Annotated in this window: 17 protein-coding genes; 11 read left to right on the plus strand and 6 right to left on the minus strand. The window is 63.6% G+C overall.

What is annotated here, in order from left to right:
• Nucleotides 1–444 precede the first annotated feature (444 nt).
• Nucleotides 445–966, minus strand: coding sequence for a hypothetical protein (locus DA69_RS09105; protein ID WP_145915914.1), 522 nt, complete (start codon nucleotides 964–966; stop codon nucleotides 445–447).
• 231 nt (nucleotides 967–1,197) lie between these two features.
• Between DA69_RS09105 and DA69_RS09110 the strand changes: the two genes are divergently transcribed.
• The 9 genes from DA69_RS09110 (at nucleotide 1,198) to DA69_RS09140 (ending at nucleotide 7,869) form a co-directional block, all read left to right on the plus strand.
• A complete protein-coding gene (locus DA69_RS09110; RefSeq protein WP_025978414.1) occupies nucleotides 1,198–2,184 on the plus strand; it encodes an alpha/beta fold hydrolase in 987 nt (328 codons plus the stop codon).
• The gene (locus DA69_RS14370; RefSeq protein WP_145915915.1) at nucleotides 2,181–2,522 is read left to right on the plus strand and encodes a PadR family transcriptional regulator; all 342 of its coding nucleotides are present in this window, start codon (nucleotides 2,181–2,183) and stop codon (nucleotides 2,520–2,522) included. Before DA69_RS09110 ends, DA69_RS14370 begins: the two co-directional genes overlap by 4 nt.
• The gene (locus tag DA69_RS14560) at nucleotides 2,519–2,986 is read left to right on the plus strand and encodes a hypothetical protein (RefSeq protein ID WP_145915916.1); all 468 of its coding nucleotides are present in this window, start codon (nucleotides 2,519–2,521) and stop codon (nucleotides 2,984–2,986) included. Before DA69_RS14370 ends, DA69_RS14560 begins: the two co-directional genes overlap by 4 nt.
• A 232-nt stretch (nucleotides 2,987–3,218) precedes the next feature.
• Entirely contained in the window at nucleotides 3,219–4,007 is a 789-nt protein-coding gene (locus DA69_RS14375; protein WP_082891479.1) for a helix-turn-helix transcriptional regulator, read from the plus strand.
• A gap of 132 nt (nucleotides 4,008–4,139) precedes the next feature.
• On the plus strand, nucleotides 4,140–4,487 hold the full coding sequence (locus tag DA69_RS09120) for an ArsR/SmtB family transcription factor (RefSeq protein WP_025978416.1): 348 nt from the start codon (nucleotides 4,140–4,142) through the stop codon (nucleotides 4,485–4,487).
• Nucleotides 4,484–4,957: an SRPBCC family protein gene (locus tag DA69_RS09125; protein ID WP_025978417.1), complete on the plus strand. Its 474-nt coding sequence runs from the start codon at nucleotides 4,484–4,486 to the stop codon at nucleotides 4,955–4,957. The genes DA69_RS09120 and DA69_RS09125 overlap by 4 nt, the downstream gene beginning before the upstream one ends.
• Complete coding sequence (locus tag DA69_RS09130) at nucleotides 4,954–5,607, plus strand: glutathione S-transferase family protein (RefSeq protein ID WP_025978418.1); 654 nt, start codon at nucleotides 4,954–4,956, stop codon at nucleotides 5,605–5,607. Before DA69_RS09125 ends, DA69_RS09130 begins: the two co-directional genes overlap by 4 nt.
• 278 nt (nucleotides 5,608–5,885) lie before the next feature.
• Nucleotides 5,886–6,800, plus strand: coding sequence for an alpha/beta hydrolase (locus tag DA69_RS09135; protein WP_025978419.1), 915 nt, complete (start codon nucleotides 5,886–5,888; stop codon nucleotides 6,798–6,800).
• A gap of 97 nt (nucleotides 6,801–6,897) precedes the next feature.
• Nucleotides 6,898–7,869 (plus strand): alpha/beta fold hydrolase, encoded by a 972-nt coding sequence (locus tag DA69_RS09140; protein WP_025978420.1) that lies wholly within the window; start codon nucleotides 6,898–6,900, stop codon nucleotides 7,867–7,869.
• On the opposite strand, the gene DA69_RS09145 is transcribed toward DA69_RS09140, so the two are convergent.
• Genes DA69_RS09145 through DA69_RS09155 form a run of 3 tightly spaced genes read right to left on the minus strand, consistent with a single transcriptional unit; the run spans nucleotide 7,840 to nucleotide 10,383 of the window.
• Nucleotides 7,840–8,823: a TolB family protein gene (locus DA69_RS09145; protein WP_025978421.1), complete on the minus strand. Its 984-nt coding sequence runs from the start codon at nucleotides 8,821–8,823 to the stop codon at nucleotides 7,840–7,842. The genes DA69_RS09140 and DA69_RS09145 overlap by 30 nt on opposite strands.
• Nucleotides 8,811–9,776 (minus strand): arginase family protein, encoded by a 966-nt coding sequence (locus DA69_RS09150; RefSeq protein ID WP_201105611.1) that lies wholly within the window; start codon nucleotides 9,774–9,776, stop codon nucleotides 8,811–8,813. Before DA69_RS09150 ends, DA69_RS09145 begins: the two co-directional genes overlap by 13 nt.
• 43 nt (nucleotides 9,777–9,819) lie before the next feature.
• Entirely contained in the window at nucleotides 9,820–10,383 is a 564-nt protein-coding gene (locus tag DA69_RS09155; protein ID WP_025978423.1) for a GNAT family N-acetyltransferase, read from the minus strand.
• Nucleotides 10,384–10,647: 264 nt separating this feature from the next.
• Between DA69_RS09155 and DA69_RS14380 the strand changes: the two genes are divergently transcribed.
• On the plus strand, nucleotides 10,648–11,061 hold the full coding sequence (locus tag DA69_RS14380) for a VOC family protein (protein WP_082891480.1): 414 nt from the start codon (nucleotides 10,648–10,650) through the stop codon (nucleotides 11,059–11,061).
• 477 nt (nucleotides 11,062–11,538) lie between these two features.
• Nucleotides 11,539–11,937 (plus strand): hypothetical protein, encoded by a 399-nt coding sequence (locus DA69_RS14565; RefSeq protein ID WP_145915917.1) that lies wholly within the window; start codon nucleotides 11,539–11,541, stop codon nucleotides 11,935–11,937.
• Between the two features lie 185 nt (nucleotides 11,938–12,122).
• On the opposite strand, the gene DA69_RS14710 is transcribed toward DA69_RS14565, so the two are convergent.
• Both DA69_RS14710 and DA69_RS14715 read right to left on the minus strand, forming a co-directional pair.
• The gene (locus DA69_RS14710) at nucleotides 12,123–12,698 is read right to left on the minus strand and encodes an IPTL-CTERM sorting domain-containing protein (protein WP_167349650.1); all 576 of its coding nucleotides are present in this window, start codon (nucleotides 12,696–12,698) and stop codon (nucleotides 12,123–12,125) included.
• A 77-nt stretch (nucleotides 12,699–12,775) separates the two neighbouring features.
• Nucleotides 12,776–15,904 carry a hypothetical protein gene (locus DA69_RS14715; RefSeq protein ID WP_025978425.1) on the minus strand — a complete coding sequence of 1,043 codons (3,129 nt, stop codon included), beginning with the start codon at nucleotides 15,902–15,904 and terminating at the stop codon, nucleotides 12,776–12,778.
• Between the last annotated feature and the right edge of the window lie 17 nt (nucleotides 15,905–15,921).

The following is a 15,921-nucleotide window of genomic DNA, read 5'->3' on the forward strand; positions in this document are numbered from 1 at the left end:
CCTCGCCTCCAGAAGGACCAGGTCGGCGCCGCGTCAAGTTAGTCAGGGTCACTGCATCAGCGGACATGCGGCGTGATGTGGTCAAATCTTCGGATCCTTCAGCATCAACCAATTTTGGACGTGTTTGAACGAACCGGAAGCTGCATTGACCCCTTGCGCTTTGCGGATGGCAAACGTGGCCCGCCCACCGGCAGGCTCCACGACTCCTTGGGCGACGCCTCGCCGCGCGAACGCCTGCTCCGAACCGAAGTAGAGTGTTCTGTCGCTGGTCAGCCGGGGAAGAAGTTCAACGCAGGCCCAGTTGAACCGGCTTCTGCAGCGTGGACCAATGATGGGAGCACGGCCTGTCGTGCCTTGCGGGGCCAGCGGTGCCGCAGGAACGTCTTCTTCGCCCGCCGTAGTCAACACTTCTCCGCGCGTTGACATAGCCCCGCCTCTTGATTGTCACTCTCCGACCGACTCGACGCGGCGCCGCGAGCCGACAGCCCAGCCCGCGATCATCCAGGCCACGATGGGCCCGACGAGAAGGCTATGAACAAGGATTTCCAGACCCAGACGCCCTAGTGGAAGGGGCGGGATCGCTGGGGTTTGAGAAAGCGGGACAATGATCAGATTCATCACGATGAAGAGCGCAGTCCCGGCGCCGAACCCAAGAAGGAGCGGGTGAAGGCGGCGCAGGTCAGTTCGGCGGACAGCCAGGGCAAGGACCGCTGCAAAAATCGCCATCAGCGCATAATGGCTGGCAAGGCCGACTAAGCCGGTCAGCCCTCCGCCTTGGAAAGCGGTCGCCCCGAGCAGGCCGCTTGCGATATACTGGAGCACCCTGAGAGGCGGGACGCCGTAGGCCGCATTGACGCCCAGCGCATAGATGAGATCGAGCGTGCCCCCGATAAGGGCCGCCGCGACAACCCTGAGCGTCATTGAGTTGCACTCGTTCCTGACCATCGTCATACCCGGCTCCTTCATGATCACCTCCCATTCGGAAGCCACAAGGCTAGCGACGTGACGGAGCAGGCGATTTCATCCAGCGGCGCCAGGTTCCTTTCCGCCCCGTGATCCCGCGGCACCTAGCCAAGGCCGCCAGGCCGGCCAGCGCGCATGCCATCCGTCCTTCATTCGTCGCCAGCGCTCACAAAACACTGGCGCCCCAGCTTGATGTGCAATACACACTGTGCAACACACAGTCAGGATTTCGCCATGCTGTCTTCCTTAGCTTTCGCCCTGGTTTTCGGGACCCTGCCCGCCGACTCGACCGTATCCGCTGAAGTCTGTTCGGTTGAACGACCGGCATATGCCTCCGCGAAGGACGCCGAGCTCGCCTACCGGGACCTTGGCCCTGTCAACGGCCGGCCGGTTCTACTCATCGCTGGCACTGACCAACAGATGACGCAGTGGCCCGCTTCCTTTCTGGCGGCCATGCAGGCCCAAGGCCTTCGTCCGATCATCTATGACAGCCGTGATGTCGGCTGTTCCACCCATCACACCGCCAGAGGGCCAGTAAACTGGGGAGAGGTTTTCGCCGCGCTAGCGACCGGAAGGCCGCCGAACCTCGCCTACGATCTAGAGACCCTCGCAGCCGACCCCGTCGCCATACTCGACCAGCTGGGAATTACCAGGGCCGACCTCGTCGGGGTATCAGGCGGCGCGACCGTTGCCGGAGAACTGGCCGCCGCCCAACCGGAGCGGGTGGGACAACTGGTTCTTGTGATGGCGAACTCGGGCAATCCGGCACTCCCCATGCCCGCCGATCCCGCCCGGCTGGCGGCACTTCCCCCGCTCCCCGCCATGGACGCCCCAGTCGAAACCATCGCCGCCTATCGCGCAGCGGCGTGGCGGATTATGGACGGGCCGGATACGCTCGAGCCATCGGCGTCCTACCCTCAGATGGCGCAAGAGGCGACAGCCCGATCGTGGGACGTTGACAGCATTGGACGCGCCGGTGCCGCCTTGCTCGCGGCCGGTGATCGCCGCTCGCGCTTCGCGGTAATAAGATCGCCCGCGGTGGTCATCCACGGCGCAGCGGACCCCCTGGTTTCTCCCGCCGCTGGCCAGGAGGTCGCCACAGCCATACCCCAGGCGACCTTCGTGCTAGTGCCACGGATGGGACACAGCCTGACGCTCCCGGCGATCGAAGCCATCCTTCAAGGATTGTCGGTGACGACATCGCAAGGTCGACCGAATTGACCAGGGAACGGAACCCGCTGGATGGGCTTCGTCAGGAGTTAAGGCGGGGAACGCTCGTCCTGGCGGTTCTTTCTGCACTTCGGCACGAACGGTGCGGGGCCGACCTGATCGCGATTCTTGCTGGCGCGAACGTCCCCATCGAGCCTGGCGCGCTCTATCCCATGCTGCGACGCCTTGAAGACCAGGGACTGCTAGTAAGCGAGTGGCGAGTGGAGGACGCTCGGCGTCGGCGTTTTTATCGCGCCTCAACGGAAGGAGGAAAAACGGCGGACGAGTTGACGACGGACCTGGCCCGCCTGACCGCGGGCCTTCAATCTCTCAAGGAGGATGGAGAATGACATCGATAGACGATTACGTGCGCCGGGTTCGATTTTGGCTTCCGGGACACCGCGGCCGCATAGCAGCCGAGGATGTCAAAGCGACACTGGAAGGTCTTCTGGAAGAACGCGAACGACAACTGGGGCGCCCTCTCTACCCGACGGAAATCGCAGCGGAACTCCAGGCTTTTGGCTCGCCCGAAATCATCGCTTCTCGATATTCGTTGATGCGTCCGTTGGTAAGCGCAGGCTTGATGCCCGCCTACGTCAGGGTGCTGGGGATCGCCGTGGGGGGGGTGCTTGTGGTGCAGCTTGCGCTTGCGATAGGCATCAACTCAGGCGATGCAGGGACGATGCTTGCAACCGCCGGGGCGCGCATCATTGCCGGCCTTCTATGGAGCTTCACCTCGGTAACGCTCGTCTTCGCCGCCCTGACCCGGATCTACGTGCCCTCAGCCCATTCGGACGCGGGCATTGAATGCTGATATCCTCTGCTCCAAGGTGCCGGGGCTCACGCTTGAGTACGAGATTTCCCCGCTCGCCGTCCGCCTGGTTTTTGTCCAGATTTGCGACAGACTGAGCATCGCCCTCATTCACCAGCCAAAACCCGAATGGCGGAAAACGACCCAACATCTTTCCAGCCCACGGAGACATGACAATGATGCTTTGGAACCGATGGCGTGCACGTATCCGCCGGAAGAAAAGTAGGAGACCCGCTTGACCGCCAACATCCGGCTCATGTCATGGGGAATGCCCCTCCTCTATGTGGGACCGGCGTTTCCTCTGCCAAGCCACAGCAAGGCCGTGGGCCTGCTGTGCGTTTGCCTGGACGGACACATGGAGATTCAGACTGCCGCACGTGACAACACCCCCCGCCGACTGAGCTGCGTGTCCGCCTACATAGACCCTGGAGTTAGGCATGACATCCGCTTCCAAGCTGGAAGGATCGCCTGCCTATATACAGACGCGGCAAATGCCCACCTTGCCTCAATCGCATCAGGGATGAAGCCGTTGGACGACGGCGTGTATGTCGATCATGGTCGCCAGTCAGCCATCATTGAAGCACTCGCAGGCAAGGAACCCCTTGCTCACGGGCATCGCAAAGGAATCGCGGAAGCCTTCGGTTTTTCCGAACTGGTGACGCAGGGTTTCGATGAACGCGTAGCTGAGGTGATGGCCACGATTCTCTCCGATCCAGGTCAACCCCATCGCGCCACGACGCTGGCGCGACAGGTCGGACTATCCGAGTCGCGGCTTCGCCATGCATTCCGTCAGGCGCCCGGGATTTCGTTCAAGCGCTTTCGTCTTTGGGCTCGGATGGGTTCAGGATTGAGCTTGGTCGGGAGTGGCGCCAACCTAACAAATGCAGCGCACGAGTCAGGGTTTTCGAGCTCAGCCCATTTCAGCACAGCCTACCGCACCATGTTCGGAGTCAAACCGTCGGCGGTAGTCAGCGCCAACCCCCTTTTGAGGGGTTCGAGCAAGGCTTGCCCCCTGCCTGCATGAGACCATATCGCCGGGCCAGCCCCCTCGCCGCTCCGTAGGCGGACACCACCAAATTCGCCAAAGGGCGTGAAACGGCGATCCCTTGAGCCTGAGCCCATTGACATTTGCCTCGACGCCCAGACACTTAAGTGAATGCTACAATATCAACCTGAACCGCTCGACCTCGCCTTTCAGGCCCTCTCCGATCCTGGTCGCCGCGCCATGGTCGAGCGCCTGAGCTTGGGCCCTGCCTCGGTCAGCGAGTTGGCCAAGCCCCTGCCGATGACACTGTCGGCGGTGGTCCAGCACCTTCAGATTCTGGAGGCGGCCGGCCTGGTGAAGAGCGAGAAGGTGGGCCGTGTGCGGACCTGCGCCCTGCAGATCGAGACCATGACCCAGGTCGAGCACTGGATCGCCGAACGCAAACGCTTCTGGGAGCAGCAATACGATCAACTGGAGGCCTACCTGGCCCGGACCGCCCGTGAGGAGGCAGACCAATGACCATCACCAACGCCACATTTGTTATCGAGCGGCTTGTGAACGCCTCGCCGGCCCGGGTCTTTGCGGCCTATGCGAGCGTCGAGGCCAAGAGCGCCTGGTTCAAGACGCCGTCGGAGTGCCAGACCTTGAACCGGGACTTCGATTTCCGCGTCGGCGGCAGGGAGCGGTTCCGCGCCCTGTGGCCCAGCGGCCTGACCACCGACTTCCAGGCCACCTATCATGACATCGTCGAGGATGAACGGATCATCCTCGTCTACGACCTGCTCCACAATGGCGAGAAGCTGTCGGTGTCCTTGCAGACGCTTGAGATGAAGGCCGAGGGCGACAAGACCCGGCTGATCCATACTGAACAGGGCGCCTATTTGACCGGCGGCGCCGAGGCCGTTCAGGGCCGCGAGCATGGCACGACCTGGCAAGTGGACAACCTGGTCGCCGTGCTCGAGGGCCGTGAAGCGAGGGATCTGACATGACCGTCGAACTCTTCGCCCATCCGTTCTCGTCATACTGCCAGAAGGCGCTCATCGCCTTCTATGAGAACGACATCCCATTCACCTACCGGATGATGGAAGACCCCGGCGTCGGCGAGGCGTTCACATCCCTGTGGCCGATCAAGCGATTTCCGATCCTGCGCGACAAGGGGCACGTGGTGATGGAGGCGTCCATCCTGATCGAATACCTTCACCTCCACCATCCGGGACCTGTAAAGCTAATTCCGGAGGACCCAGATCTCGCTCTCGAAGCGCGGATGCTCGACCGCTTCTTCGACAACTATGTGATGACGCCCCAAGGTATGTTCGTGCGCAACGCCCTGCGACCGGCCGAGAGCCGCGATCCCTATGGCGTGGATGAAGCGCGCAAGATGCTGGACACCAGTTATGCATGGCTGGACCAGCACATGCAGGGTCGCACCTGGGCCGTGGGCGAAACCTTCACCCTCGCCGACTGCGCAGCCGCCCCCTCGCTATTCTACGCCGACTGGACCCATAGAATTCCTGAGCAATACGGGAACCTCGTGGCCTACCGCGCGCGACTGTTGCAGCGAGCGTCCTTCGCTCGGGCGGTAGAGGAGGCCCGGCGCTTCCGCCACTACTTCCCGTTGGGCGCCCCGGATCGAGACTAGGCTCCGGACCCATTGGCAGGATGCGCTCGACCCGTTTCAGGCTCCGCAAGGCCGAACATGCCGCACCCTGCACTGTGAAGATCGACGCGACCAAGCTGAAGACATACGGCACGGCTTAGAACTTGCGAGTAAAAAGGGCGGGCCCAAGTCCTGAATGCCTGGCCTTATTGAGATCGCCATGATCGCTAGATGAAAGTAGTCCATGCCCAGGCGCGGCAAGGTGAGAAAAAGGCTGGCCGGCAGGACGCTGGCTCAATCCTGAACGTGTCGGAACGCCCATGCGTCTGTTTATCCTGCTGTCGGCGACCGCCGCCCTCATCGTAGCCGCCTTACCAGCGCTTGCGCAGAATTGCGTAGGGCGACCGTCTGCCCAAGAAGGGCCCGCCCCCATCGTAATCGGGACCAGTTGGTCGCTGTCATCGACGGTCTTGGGCGAAAGCCGACAAATCAACGTCTGGGCACCGACCGCCCAAGCGGATGACGACCGGCGCTACACGGTCCTCTATGTCTTGGACGGAGGGCTCGACCAAGACTTCCAGCACGTGGCGGGGCTGGCGCAGTTGGGTGATCTCAGTTGGACATTCGAGCCCTTGATCGTGGTCGGCGTCCAGACGCGCAACCGACGCGCGGAGCTTACCCCGCCCGCCAAGGACGCGCGCTATGTCGCAGCGTTTCCCGAGGCCGGAGGCGCGACAAAATTCCTCCGGTTCCTCGAACAGGAGGTCATTCCCTTCGTGGAGGCGCGCTACCCGGCCTCCGACCGGCGAGCGATCGCCGGGGAATCGCTAGCCGGATTGTTCGTGCTCGACACCCTACTGCACGCGCCCCACATCTTCGACGACCATTTCGCGATCAGCCCCAGCCTTTGGTGGGACGATGGACGGCTGGCGCGCGACGCCGCCGCCATGGCCGGTCTGAACCTATCGGGGGAGCGCCTCTGGCTCGCCATGGCGGACGAGGGCGGCACGATGCAGTCCGCCGTTGACGCCTTCCGGGAGGCCGTCTCGTCCAGCCCAGGTACGGGGCCCACTCTCCGCTACGATGATCGCAGCGCCGAGGAGACGCACGCGACCGTCTACCATCCCTCCCTGCTGGACGGCCTCAGGGCGTTCTACGGAACGCCGCACGATAAACCAGAGACCCCGCCCTGGTACATGACGCCCGGCGGTCGCCCCGACACAGCGGTACGCTGAGGGCTCCGCCGACGGCGCGCTTCGGAGCGGCGCCTTGGCTCCCTCGAAGTCGGCCAATCCACCGCAACGATTTCAGCGTCAGCAACGGAGACTGAAAATGGCTTTAAAACAGACGATCTGCACGCTTCTAACAGTTGCTCTGGTGGGCTGCGAGATGCAACCCGGCGGCGCCCCATCCGACGAGAGAGCGCTCGACACGCCGGCGAGCCTGGGCAGCGTCCGATCGGCGGACGGGGCCGAGATAGCCTTCGATATCGTGGGTGCGGGAGAGACGGCGCTGGTATTCATCCACGGCTGGTCATGCGATTCCAGCTACTGGCAAGCGCAGCTTCCCGCCGTCGTCGGCGACTACACTACGGTGACCGTGGATCTGGCCGGCCACGGTCGGTCGAGTGCGGACCGGCGGGCGTGGTCAATGGCGGCCTATGGCCAGGATGTCGCCGCCGTGGTCAGTTCGCTGCCGAACCGGCGCATAATCCTGATCGGCCATTCTATGGGCGGCTACGTCGCCCTTGAGGCCGCCCGCCTGCTACGCGGGCGTGTGATCGGCGTCATCGGGGTGGACAGCCTGCAGGACCTGGATGGGCAGGCGACCGACGAGGCGGGCGCGCAGATGCTGCTGGCCGAACTTCGACGACATCCGCAGGCGACCACCCGCCGCTTCGTCCTCGAGACCTTCTTCAGCGAACAGTCCGACCCGCTCGTGGCCCGACGGATCGCCGACGACATGGCGGCCGCGCCGCCATTTGTGTCCGTGCCATCCATGGAGGCGCTGATGGACTACGATCCGAAGCCGGCGGCCTCGGCTCTACAACTCCCGGTCGTCGCGATCATCGGCGAGATGATGTCCGTCGATGAATCCACCGCGCGCAAGCTCGTCCCGGAATTTCGCGCCCGGAAGGTTCCCGGCGCGGGACATTTCCTCCAGGTTGAGGAGCCCGCAGCCTTCAACGCCGAACTCCGACTGGCGGTCGCCAGAATCGAGGCCAGCCGGAAAGGAGCCGGACGGGACGCCGAGCCCCGTCATGCCCCCATCGTCCTAGGGGGTGCTGCGTCGGCCGCGCCGTAACGGTTCTACAACCTGCGTTCCAGATCCGACTTCAGTTGAGTCATTCGACTCGCTCCCCCTTCCGGAGGTCGCGGTGCACGGCGGCCAACTCTGATCCGTGTCCGGACGCAAGTCGAACAGATAGACTTCACCTGACCGTTGCGAGTCGGCCTCCGCGAACAGGAGCCGGTCCCCATCTGGCGACTGAATCGGCCCAACTTGGAACACGTCGTCCCGGCCGGGGCCTCGGCCGACCTCGGTCCATCCACCGTCACGCCTGATGAACTGGTAAAGGTGCGACTTGGCGCCCCGGTCCGAAACAAGAACCATTGAACGTCCGTCGAAGGTGACGTCCGCCTCGTAGTCATTGGCGGCCGTGCTGACCGGGGGCCCGACATTGCGGACGGTCCAGTGGCCCGGGCGGTCTTCGTTGGCAACATAGATGTCGCTCTGTCCGAAACCGCCCGGTCGGTCCGAGCCGAAATAGAGCGTCCCGTCTGCGGTCACCCTGGGCAGGAGTTCCGCCTGTTCGGAGTTCACAGGCTCAGGCAGCCTCACGGCTGGTCCCCACCCCCCCTCCGGCCCACGCTCGACATACCAGATGTCAAAATCCTCGCGGGCGGGCGCATGGCGCGACGAGATGAAATAGAGGCGTCGACCGTCTGGCGTCACAAAGGGGTCTGCCTCAATGATCGGAAGCGGAAGCCCGAACGGAGCTGGCACGGGCGCCGACCAGTCGCCGTCTTCGCAGGTCGTCTTCAGAATCCTGTAGTTCCGGAAATTCCGATCTGCAGCAACGAAATACATCTCCCGTCCATCGGGGGTGAAGGTCGGAGAGGACTCGTAATTTTCGGTCGAGACGGCCGCCGGCGTCCAACGGACGGGCGACGCCCCCGCTCTCGGCGTCGGGGCCTGCGCGCAACCGGGCACGACCGTCAGGGCGGCCAGTGAAAAGATAGCCATCAGCCGCGCCATGCAAACGCCTCCGCCAGACAATCGACAATTCGCGGCGCATGCCGCCGATCTGGATCCAGGTCGGGGTCATAGATCGTCACGTCCAGGCCGATGACCCGGCCGGACGCCAGCAGCCTCCCTAGTAACTCCGCCAGTTCAGCGTAACTGAACCCCGGTGAACCCGGCGAATCCACCGCAGCCATGATCTCAGCGTCCAGCACGTCGAGATCGACGTGGAGCCACAACCCCGGTTCGCGTCCCTCGACCGGCGCGAGGACGGATCGGACCACGGACGCGAGCCCTGAGCGCTTGACGGCTCGTACGGGGAACCGCCGGATGCGTGTCGCCTCGATATCGCGGTAGTCATAGTCCGGATCGAGTTCGTCGCGCTCGCCGATCTGGCTGACGAGCGCGTCGTCGACTAGCGGCGCGCCGCCCCAGTCCGCGAGCAGCGGCTCGCCCCGGCCGGTGGCCAGGGCCAGGTCCATGCCTGCGGCCGAGCCGAGACGGGCGGCGCTGTCGTAGTTGCCCGGGTGATAGAAGTCGCTATGGCCGTCAACATGTACCAAGCCGATCGGCTCCGCCCCCCGCGCGCCCGACAGGCAGCCAAGGAGTAGACTGCAGTCCCCACCGATCACGACCGGAAAGCGCCCCGCCGAAAGGGCGCCCGCTACTATCTCGGCGAGCCGCTCATTGAACCGGCGGATCTCAGGACCATTGCGGATTCGCGACCCCGGGCTTGCCTCCGTTCTATAGGCTGGTCGCTCCAGCCGAACGACGCTCTCAATGCTGAGAGCGGCCGCGAAACCCGCGGCCTCCAGCGCCTCAGGCGCCCGCCAGGCGCCCGGAACGTGCCCAGGACGCAGCGGTCGCAGACCCAAATTGGTCGGAGCCATGATCGCCAACCTTCGAGGCTGCTCCGGCGGCGGCGCCTCCGACATCGCCGCCGCGATAAAGCCACCGCCCGTCAGCATTCCAAACGTCCGACGTGTAAGCATCGCCCCCTCCGTCGCAGCTTCATCGGCCCGCGCCTGCATTCGGCAAAGCCTGTTCGCTCCAAACCGCGCCCATCGGCCGCTCGAAAAGGACCAGCGGACGGTTCTTGTAGGAAGCGCGCGCATAGGGCCTGTAGCCAACGCCCTCCGCCAACGCCTGGGACGGGGTGTTCTTCGGACTAATAATGCAGACAGTGCGGGCGACCTTCAGGCTCCCGTCACACCATTCCAGCGCGGCCTGCACGGCTTCCAGTCCAATGCCCTTTTTCCATTGCGCGGGCGCCACGCCCCAGCCGAGCTCATAAAGCCCGAGCGGGGGCTCTATGGCTCGCCGGAAATTCAGGACGCCGACAACGCCCACGAATGCGCCAGTGTCCCGCGTGCGGATTGTCCAGTTTCCATAGCCCAGCGCCTGCCAGTGACCGATGTCCCGCAGCAGTCTGAGCCAAACGTCCTCGGGACCGAGCGGCGCCGGCAAAATGAACCGGGTGAAGTCCCTGTCCGACATCAACGCACACAAGTCGTCGAAGTCCCCCACATCAACGGGGGCGATGGCGAGGCGCGGGGTTTCGAGCGTGGTCCTCATCAAATCTCCAAAGCTTGATCGACGGATTTTACGCGCCTGCCCTGATGCGGACTTTCAGCCATCGCTTGCCGCCGACGATTCAGAATCGTGGATCGGACAAGTCTGGAGACACCGCCCTAGGGCGCGCCGTGGTGAATGTTGAGAGCCGTGACCATTGCTGAGGAAAGTCGTCTCTGTTAAAATTGGCAGCATGTGGATCCGCTTTTCGAGCAAGATTCCAAGTCGCGCCGCGACCTATAGAGGCGGTTCCCGCGCGGATGTAACTTGTCCAGAAGCAACACTCAGGAGCTACTTTTGGATCACGTCGGGATTAGCGTCACAGACATTGAAGCCGCACTGGCATTCTACGACGCGGCTCTAGCTCCGCTCGGCATCACGCGCCTCATGTCCTACGGGCCAACTGGAGGTCAGATCGACCACGTCGGGTATGGATCCAGGTTCAAGCCTTACTTCTGGGTTGGTCTTGGTTCACAGGCCAGCGGGCATGTCCACCTTGCCTTCGCCGCGCCGGACCGAGCTTCGGTCGATGCATTCTACGCTGCGGCGATCAAAGCTGGAGGTCAGGACAATGGACCGCCCGGCCTGAGGCCTCATTATCACCCAGGCTACTACGGAGCTTTTGTTCTTGCGCCGGGAGGTTTGAACATCGAGGCGGTGCATCACACGTTCAGCACGTAAGCGGTCTAAGCCAACCCTTCAGCGGCCCGCTCCCCGTCGCAAACCGTTCCACGGCACGCTTGTGACCGTAAACTCGTCACCTCTATTTCCTCTTGAAGCGCCATGACGGCCTCGCCCGATCGCGGGAACGAAAAGGGAAAGAAAAGCAGAACTTCGTGTGCAAATTTTGCACACATTGACTCTCAACTTACTGATTATAAGTCACAATCACCACCATCCATCATGGGCGCAACAGACAGTCTATGCGGTGGGTGCATCGGCCTTATTGGGAGAACGTCAGGATAGACGGAATGGGGGCTATATAGGCCAGACCCTCATCAAACGCGATGACCCGCGCCGGTAGGATACCGGGCGAGTTCGCCGGATCTACCCGCCCCCTCGCTACAGACGGGCACCGCCAGTTGGGGCTTGAAACCAAACCGCAGAGCTTTCGCCGACACAAGTTCTGGCGCAGTCAAGCTGCCCAAGGACGCAAGAGTGCCCTTTGTCGATGGAACGAAACGCCTTTTCAACGGCGATTATTGGCCGCGCGCAGCCGCGCGCCGGGCTCGAACCTCCTTTGCAAGCTCGACGGCTTCCGCGACCGTCTCGGGGGGGCGCGCCGTCGGCCCTGGCGATCTCGGGCTGGGAGAGAGTGGCTTTCGCCTCCGCCCGGCTGATGACATAGGACATAAACGCTGGTCCATCCGTGCCAAGGCCTCGGGCGATTTCCTTGACCTGGTCCATGTCGCCAAAATCAATCGCGGTGATTTTGAGCTGACCTATGCCGCCTTTGAGCGGGACCGACGCGTCAGCGGACTGGGCCGCGCGGCCGTTGATTTCGGCGCCGCTGTCGCATCCGACAAGCGCAAGTGCAGACGCCAGTGCAATCATTGAGTTTCTCATACCCACCTCCGTGCCAAGATATGATGGCCGCAAGAGTCACGAAAACCTGGATCAGATCAGCGGGGCGACGGGGGCGTCGCCCCGCTGACTGGCCGCGATGACGAAGCCCCAGCAGGTCAAGGCTGTCGATCGCGATCAGCGTTAGGCTTTCCTAAAAGCAGACAGTCTAGACGGGCCTAGGCCGTCCGACGCCGCTGGATCATCAGAGCCGCCCCGCCCGCCAAGGCCACGCCCAGGAAGATCATCGCCCATTCCGACAGGGTGGGGACAGAGGCGACGACAGGCGTCGTCGGATAGGGGACCAACGTGACCGCAGCGGGTCCCCCAAAGCCAAAGCCAACCTCTTCACCACCCGTTGCCGATCCGGCGGTCGTGAAAACGGCGATGTATTCGCCGTCAGAGAGGCTGATATCCTTATTGCCATCCACGCTTCCAACACAGTGCGCCATCGGATTCGCCGGATCAAACGCGCCTGAATACAAACCCAGGGCGCCATCAACCAGATTAGGAAAACCCGGCCCGACAGAATCCACCACACTGTATGTGCCAGATTGATGAATGGTGATAATCGCCACTTCGTATACACGACTACCGCCATTCGAAACATTACATGTAGCAAGGTCCGTATAACTATAATCAATCGGAGAATTTGCAGCAGTCATCGGGATTGCAAAATTCTGCGCAGCGACCGGGCTTACAGAAAAACCAACCACTAACGCGGCAACAAAAGACAGTACATACTTTATTTTCATAGCTTCCTTCTTTCTATGATAGCTATTTTTGAATAAAAAGCGAAATCCATGGGACTTTTTTATGCATTCCCATATTTCTACACCGCACAGAACGTGGGCGACTGAATTCCAAGCGCCCCATCCACGCCCTCTGCAGCGGAAAATATATTGACGGCGTTGGCGGCTACTCTTCCGCCCACGCTCAAGCCGCTCAGGAAGAAGGTCTTCACGACATTGCAGGCTAGACCTGCGAGCGCCTGTCGGACGATGGGATCCATCCCGCCTGAATCCGTCATCAGGACCGACATCGAGGCTGCCGCGTAAAGACGAGCCAGCGTCTGGCCATAGGCCGCCACGATCGCCAGGGAGGCCCCGCCGAGCACGCCCAGGCCGCCTGCGGCGGACGTCGCCGTCACCAGCAGGTTCAGCATGCTGATGACCTTGTCGAGTTCGGCCAGTTGGCGCTGCATGCCGGTGGTCATCTGCCCGCCGCCGCTGCCGTCCGGAAGCACGGCGAAGAGCTCGCCCGTAGCATTGTCGATCACCCAACAGGCTCGCGTGGACGCATCGTCGGCCGTCAGCGCCACATGGCCCGAAGGGAACATGTCCCTCAGTCGCCGCATGAAGGCCGTCCATTCGACCTGTTCGTCGGCCGAAAGCGCCGGCCTCTGCTGGCGCGGCAGGTCACTGCTCAGCAAGGCCAGCCGTTTGCCGCTCAGGGCCGCCCCGGTGTTGATCGGGAACAGAGCCGCCTCGCCCATCGCCAGCATCAGAGAGGCGTTCAATGACCTGGAAAGCTGGACCTCGCGATCAGGCGCAATGACGTGGGCGCGGCTGAGCGGCAGAATATCGATGCGGCTGGCGAACTGATCCGTGTTCACGATCGGATATCGGGAATGCAGCACGACGCGCATACCCTGCTCCGCAAAGGCGAAGCCTCTGCCCGACAGGGGGGCGGAGCGCATCAGCAATGCGGCCTGCTCCTTGGGCAGGGTCATCACGCCCTTGTCGAGAACCGCTATGATATCGTCGAGGCTTCGGCTTCTGTCGCGGGCCGTTTTGTCCAGAAGCTCGGTGGACAGGCGCGCGGCGATCAGGTCGTCCAGCACGGTCGACAGCGACGGCGGCGGCCCCTCGAACGCAATCAGATGATCGCCCAGCACGGCGCCGTGCAGTTCGTTCTGCCGATCTGGCGCCATGACGCCGCGCTCGTCCTGTCCGGCCAGACGGCGCTGTATCTGACGATCGCCGACCCGAACGGTGAGATGCAGGGCGCTGATCTTGCGCGCAGGCGCCGAGGCCGCGCCGACCTCATACGAAGCCTCGCCGTGGGCCTTCTCGGTAGCCACGCCGGCCTTGCGCACGCCGCTGGCCGCAACCGGCCCACGGTAGGTCAGCACATAGGGAAGATGCTGCGTCTCCTCGTTGAGAAACCGCCGGATGACGCCTTCGACCTCATCGGTGTCCTCGGTCGATACATTCAGGGCCACGCCGCCGGTCGCCCGGGCCATGGCGTCGAAGATGTTGTGCTCCCCTTCCTGCTCCCGGCGCCTCGCTAGCCGCGCGTTGACATCCATGACAATGGCCCGCGGCCCCGCGCCGAGAGCCTCGATTTCGGCCGCGGCGGGCGGCGCGCCCTCCAGATCGCCGTCGGTCGCGTAGACGATCAGATTGGCCGATGAACCAACATGGGCGAGCAGGTTCCGCCACATCCTGGAGTCGGTCGACTGCACCGTCACCATCGCCTTCGGATGCACGGCCCTGGCCATCGTCTCGACCCGGTTGATCAAGGCCTTCATCGCATCGCCCAGTCGCCAGGCGCCCTCGCCGATGAAGGCCTTCGGCATGGAGGCGGAGGCGTCGGCCAGAAACAGGATATGCGGCGCCCGCTCACGGTCGTGCAGCAGGTGGGCGACGGCCTTGCCTTCGTCCGTCAGCCTGAAATCGCTCGCGACCAAGCCCTCCACGATCCGACCGTCCGCGGCCTTGGGCCGGATCAGCAGCCGCATATCGGGATAGCGCGATGCGTCCGCCTCCGCCTCGATCACGGCGACATCGGCTGCGCGGCCTGAGGGCGGGCTGGCGTCCAACGGCCTGTCGTTGAACTCGACGACGCCCGTCTGCGCCTGCCGGATGCGGTCGCCCTCAAGGGTGAAGCTCTGCCCCATGACCAGGGCGCGTTCGGGGTCCAGCGCCTCGCCGTCCAGCGCCTGAATACTGAGAAAGGGCGTAAAGGCTCGCAGGTCGCCGATCCGAGCGTTCAGGACCGACAGGGTGTCGCCGAACGGCTTGAAGCCGATGCGGACCTGACGCCCCGCAACCTCTTCAGCCGTCCATTCCGCGCGGGCGATTTCAAAGGGCGCGACCGTTTCGTCCAGCACCGTCGCCGTCAGGCTGACGGTTACGGGCAGGATGCCGCGCGCCGGCCGGGCGTCACGCGGCGTGCGCGACCCCGCCGGCTCCAGCCCTCCATCCGGCCGGATCGGGTCGGCCAGAAACGCACCCTGCCCCGGCTCGACAAACAGGACGATCGGCGCCGCGCCTTCGATCCGGTCGCTATAGTTGGTCGACGCAATGCGGTTCTGCTCGTTCTGCGGGATGAGGGCGCGCAGGTCGCGCTGCAGGGTCTGCGCCTGGCGTTCGCCGGCGGCGAGGTTGATCTTGACGTCGGGCTGGCCCAGCGCCTCGCGCCACTGATCGACCTGGGACGTCTTCACCTGAGGCTCGAAAACGGGCGAGTAATCGCGAAAGAAGACGCCGCGATCCGCCTCATGGCCGATGTCGCCGCCCTCCACCACACGCGCCTCACGACCGGTCTGACGGATCAGATCCGCCAGGATCTCCGCCTTCTCCCGCGCCGTTCCAGCTCCTGCGCGCAGCGCCGCCCGCGCGCCCCACCCGACCTCATCCCCAAGACGCAGCCGCGTCGCGGAACTGGACACCAGGCGGATTTCATCGCGAACGAACCGATGCAGCGCTCCGACATCACCGGCCGCCACCAGGACGCCCGCCCTGGCGAAGGCGTGATCGGGACTGGTGCGCAAGGCTGCCTGAACCTGCCGCCACACGTCGTAAGGATCGCGCGCGCCGCCTTTAACCGCGCCCTGCCCCGATCCGCCCCGGCAGCTGTGAAGGGCGAAACCGCCGCCGCCCAGCACCAGTGCGGCCAGCCCCGCCCCCGCGCCGGCCTTCAACAGGCTGCGCCGCGATGCTTTCTGATCAGTCATCTCGCTACGGTCTCTGC

This window comes from Brevundimonas naejangsanensis (assembly GCF_000635915.2).
GTDB classification, from domain to species: Bacteria; Pseudomonadota; Alphaproteobacteria; order Caulobacterales; family Caulobacteraceae; genus Brevundimonas; species Brevundimonas sanguinis.

Excerpts from the sequence above, each read along its gene's own strand:
- DA69_RS09140 (WP_025978420.1), top strand. The coding sequence starts at position 6,898 with ATGGCTTTAAAACAGACGATCTGCACGCTTCTAACAGTTGCTCTGGTG.
- DA69_RS09135 (WP_025978419.1), top strand. The coding sequence starts at position 5,886 with ATGCGTCTGTTTATCCTGCTGTCGGCGACCGCCGCCCTCATCGTAGCC.
- DA69_RS09105 (WP_145915914.1), bottom strand. The coding sequence starts at position 966 with ATGAAGGAGCCGGGTATGACGATGGTCAGGAACGAGTGCAACTCAATG.
- DA69_RS09125 (WP_025978417.1), top strand. The coding sequence starts at position 4,484 with ATGACCATCACCAACGCCACATTTGTTATCGAGCGGCTTGTGAACGCC.
- DA69_RS09130 (WP_025978418.1), top strand. The coding sequence starts at position 4,954 with ATGACCGTCGAACTCTTCGCCCATCCGTTCTCGTCATACTGCCAGAAG.
- DA69_RS09155 (WP_025978423.1), bottom strand. The coding sequence starts at position 10,383 with ATGAGGACCACGCTCGAAACCCCGCGCCTCGCCATCGCCCCCGTTGAT.
- DA69_RS09150 (WP_201105611.1), bottom strand. The coding sequence starts at position 9,776 with ATGCTGACGGGCGGTGGCTTTATCGCGGCGGCGATGTCGGAGGCGCCG.
- DA69_RS14710 (WP_167349650.1), bottom strand. The coding sequence starts at position 12,698 with ATGAAAATAAAGTATGTACTGTCTTTTGTTGCCGCGTTAGTGGTTGGT.
- DA69_RS09110 (WP_025978414.1), top strand. The coding sequence starts at position 1,198 with ATGCTGTCTTCCTTAGCTTTCGCCCTGGTTTTCGGGACCCTGCCCGCC.
- DA69_RS14715 (WP_025978425.1), bottom strand. The coding sequence starts at position 15,904 with ATGACTGATCAGAAAGCATCGCGGCGCAGCCTGTTGAAGGCCGGCGCG.
- DA69_RS09120 (WP_025978416.1), top strand. The coding sequence starts at position 4,140 with ATGCTACAATATCAACCTGAACCGCTCGACCTCGCCTTTCAGGCCCTC.
- DA69_RS09145 (WP_025978421.1), bottom strand. The coding sequence starts at position 8,823 with ATGGCGCGGCTGATGGCTATCTTTTCACTGGCCGCCCTGACGGTCGTG.
- DA69_RS14560 (WP_145915916.1), top strand. The coding sequence starts at position 2,519 with ATGACATCGATAGACGATTACGTGCGCCGGGTTCGATTTTGGCTTCCG.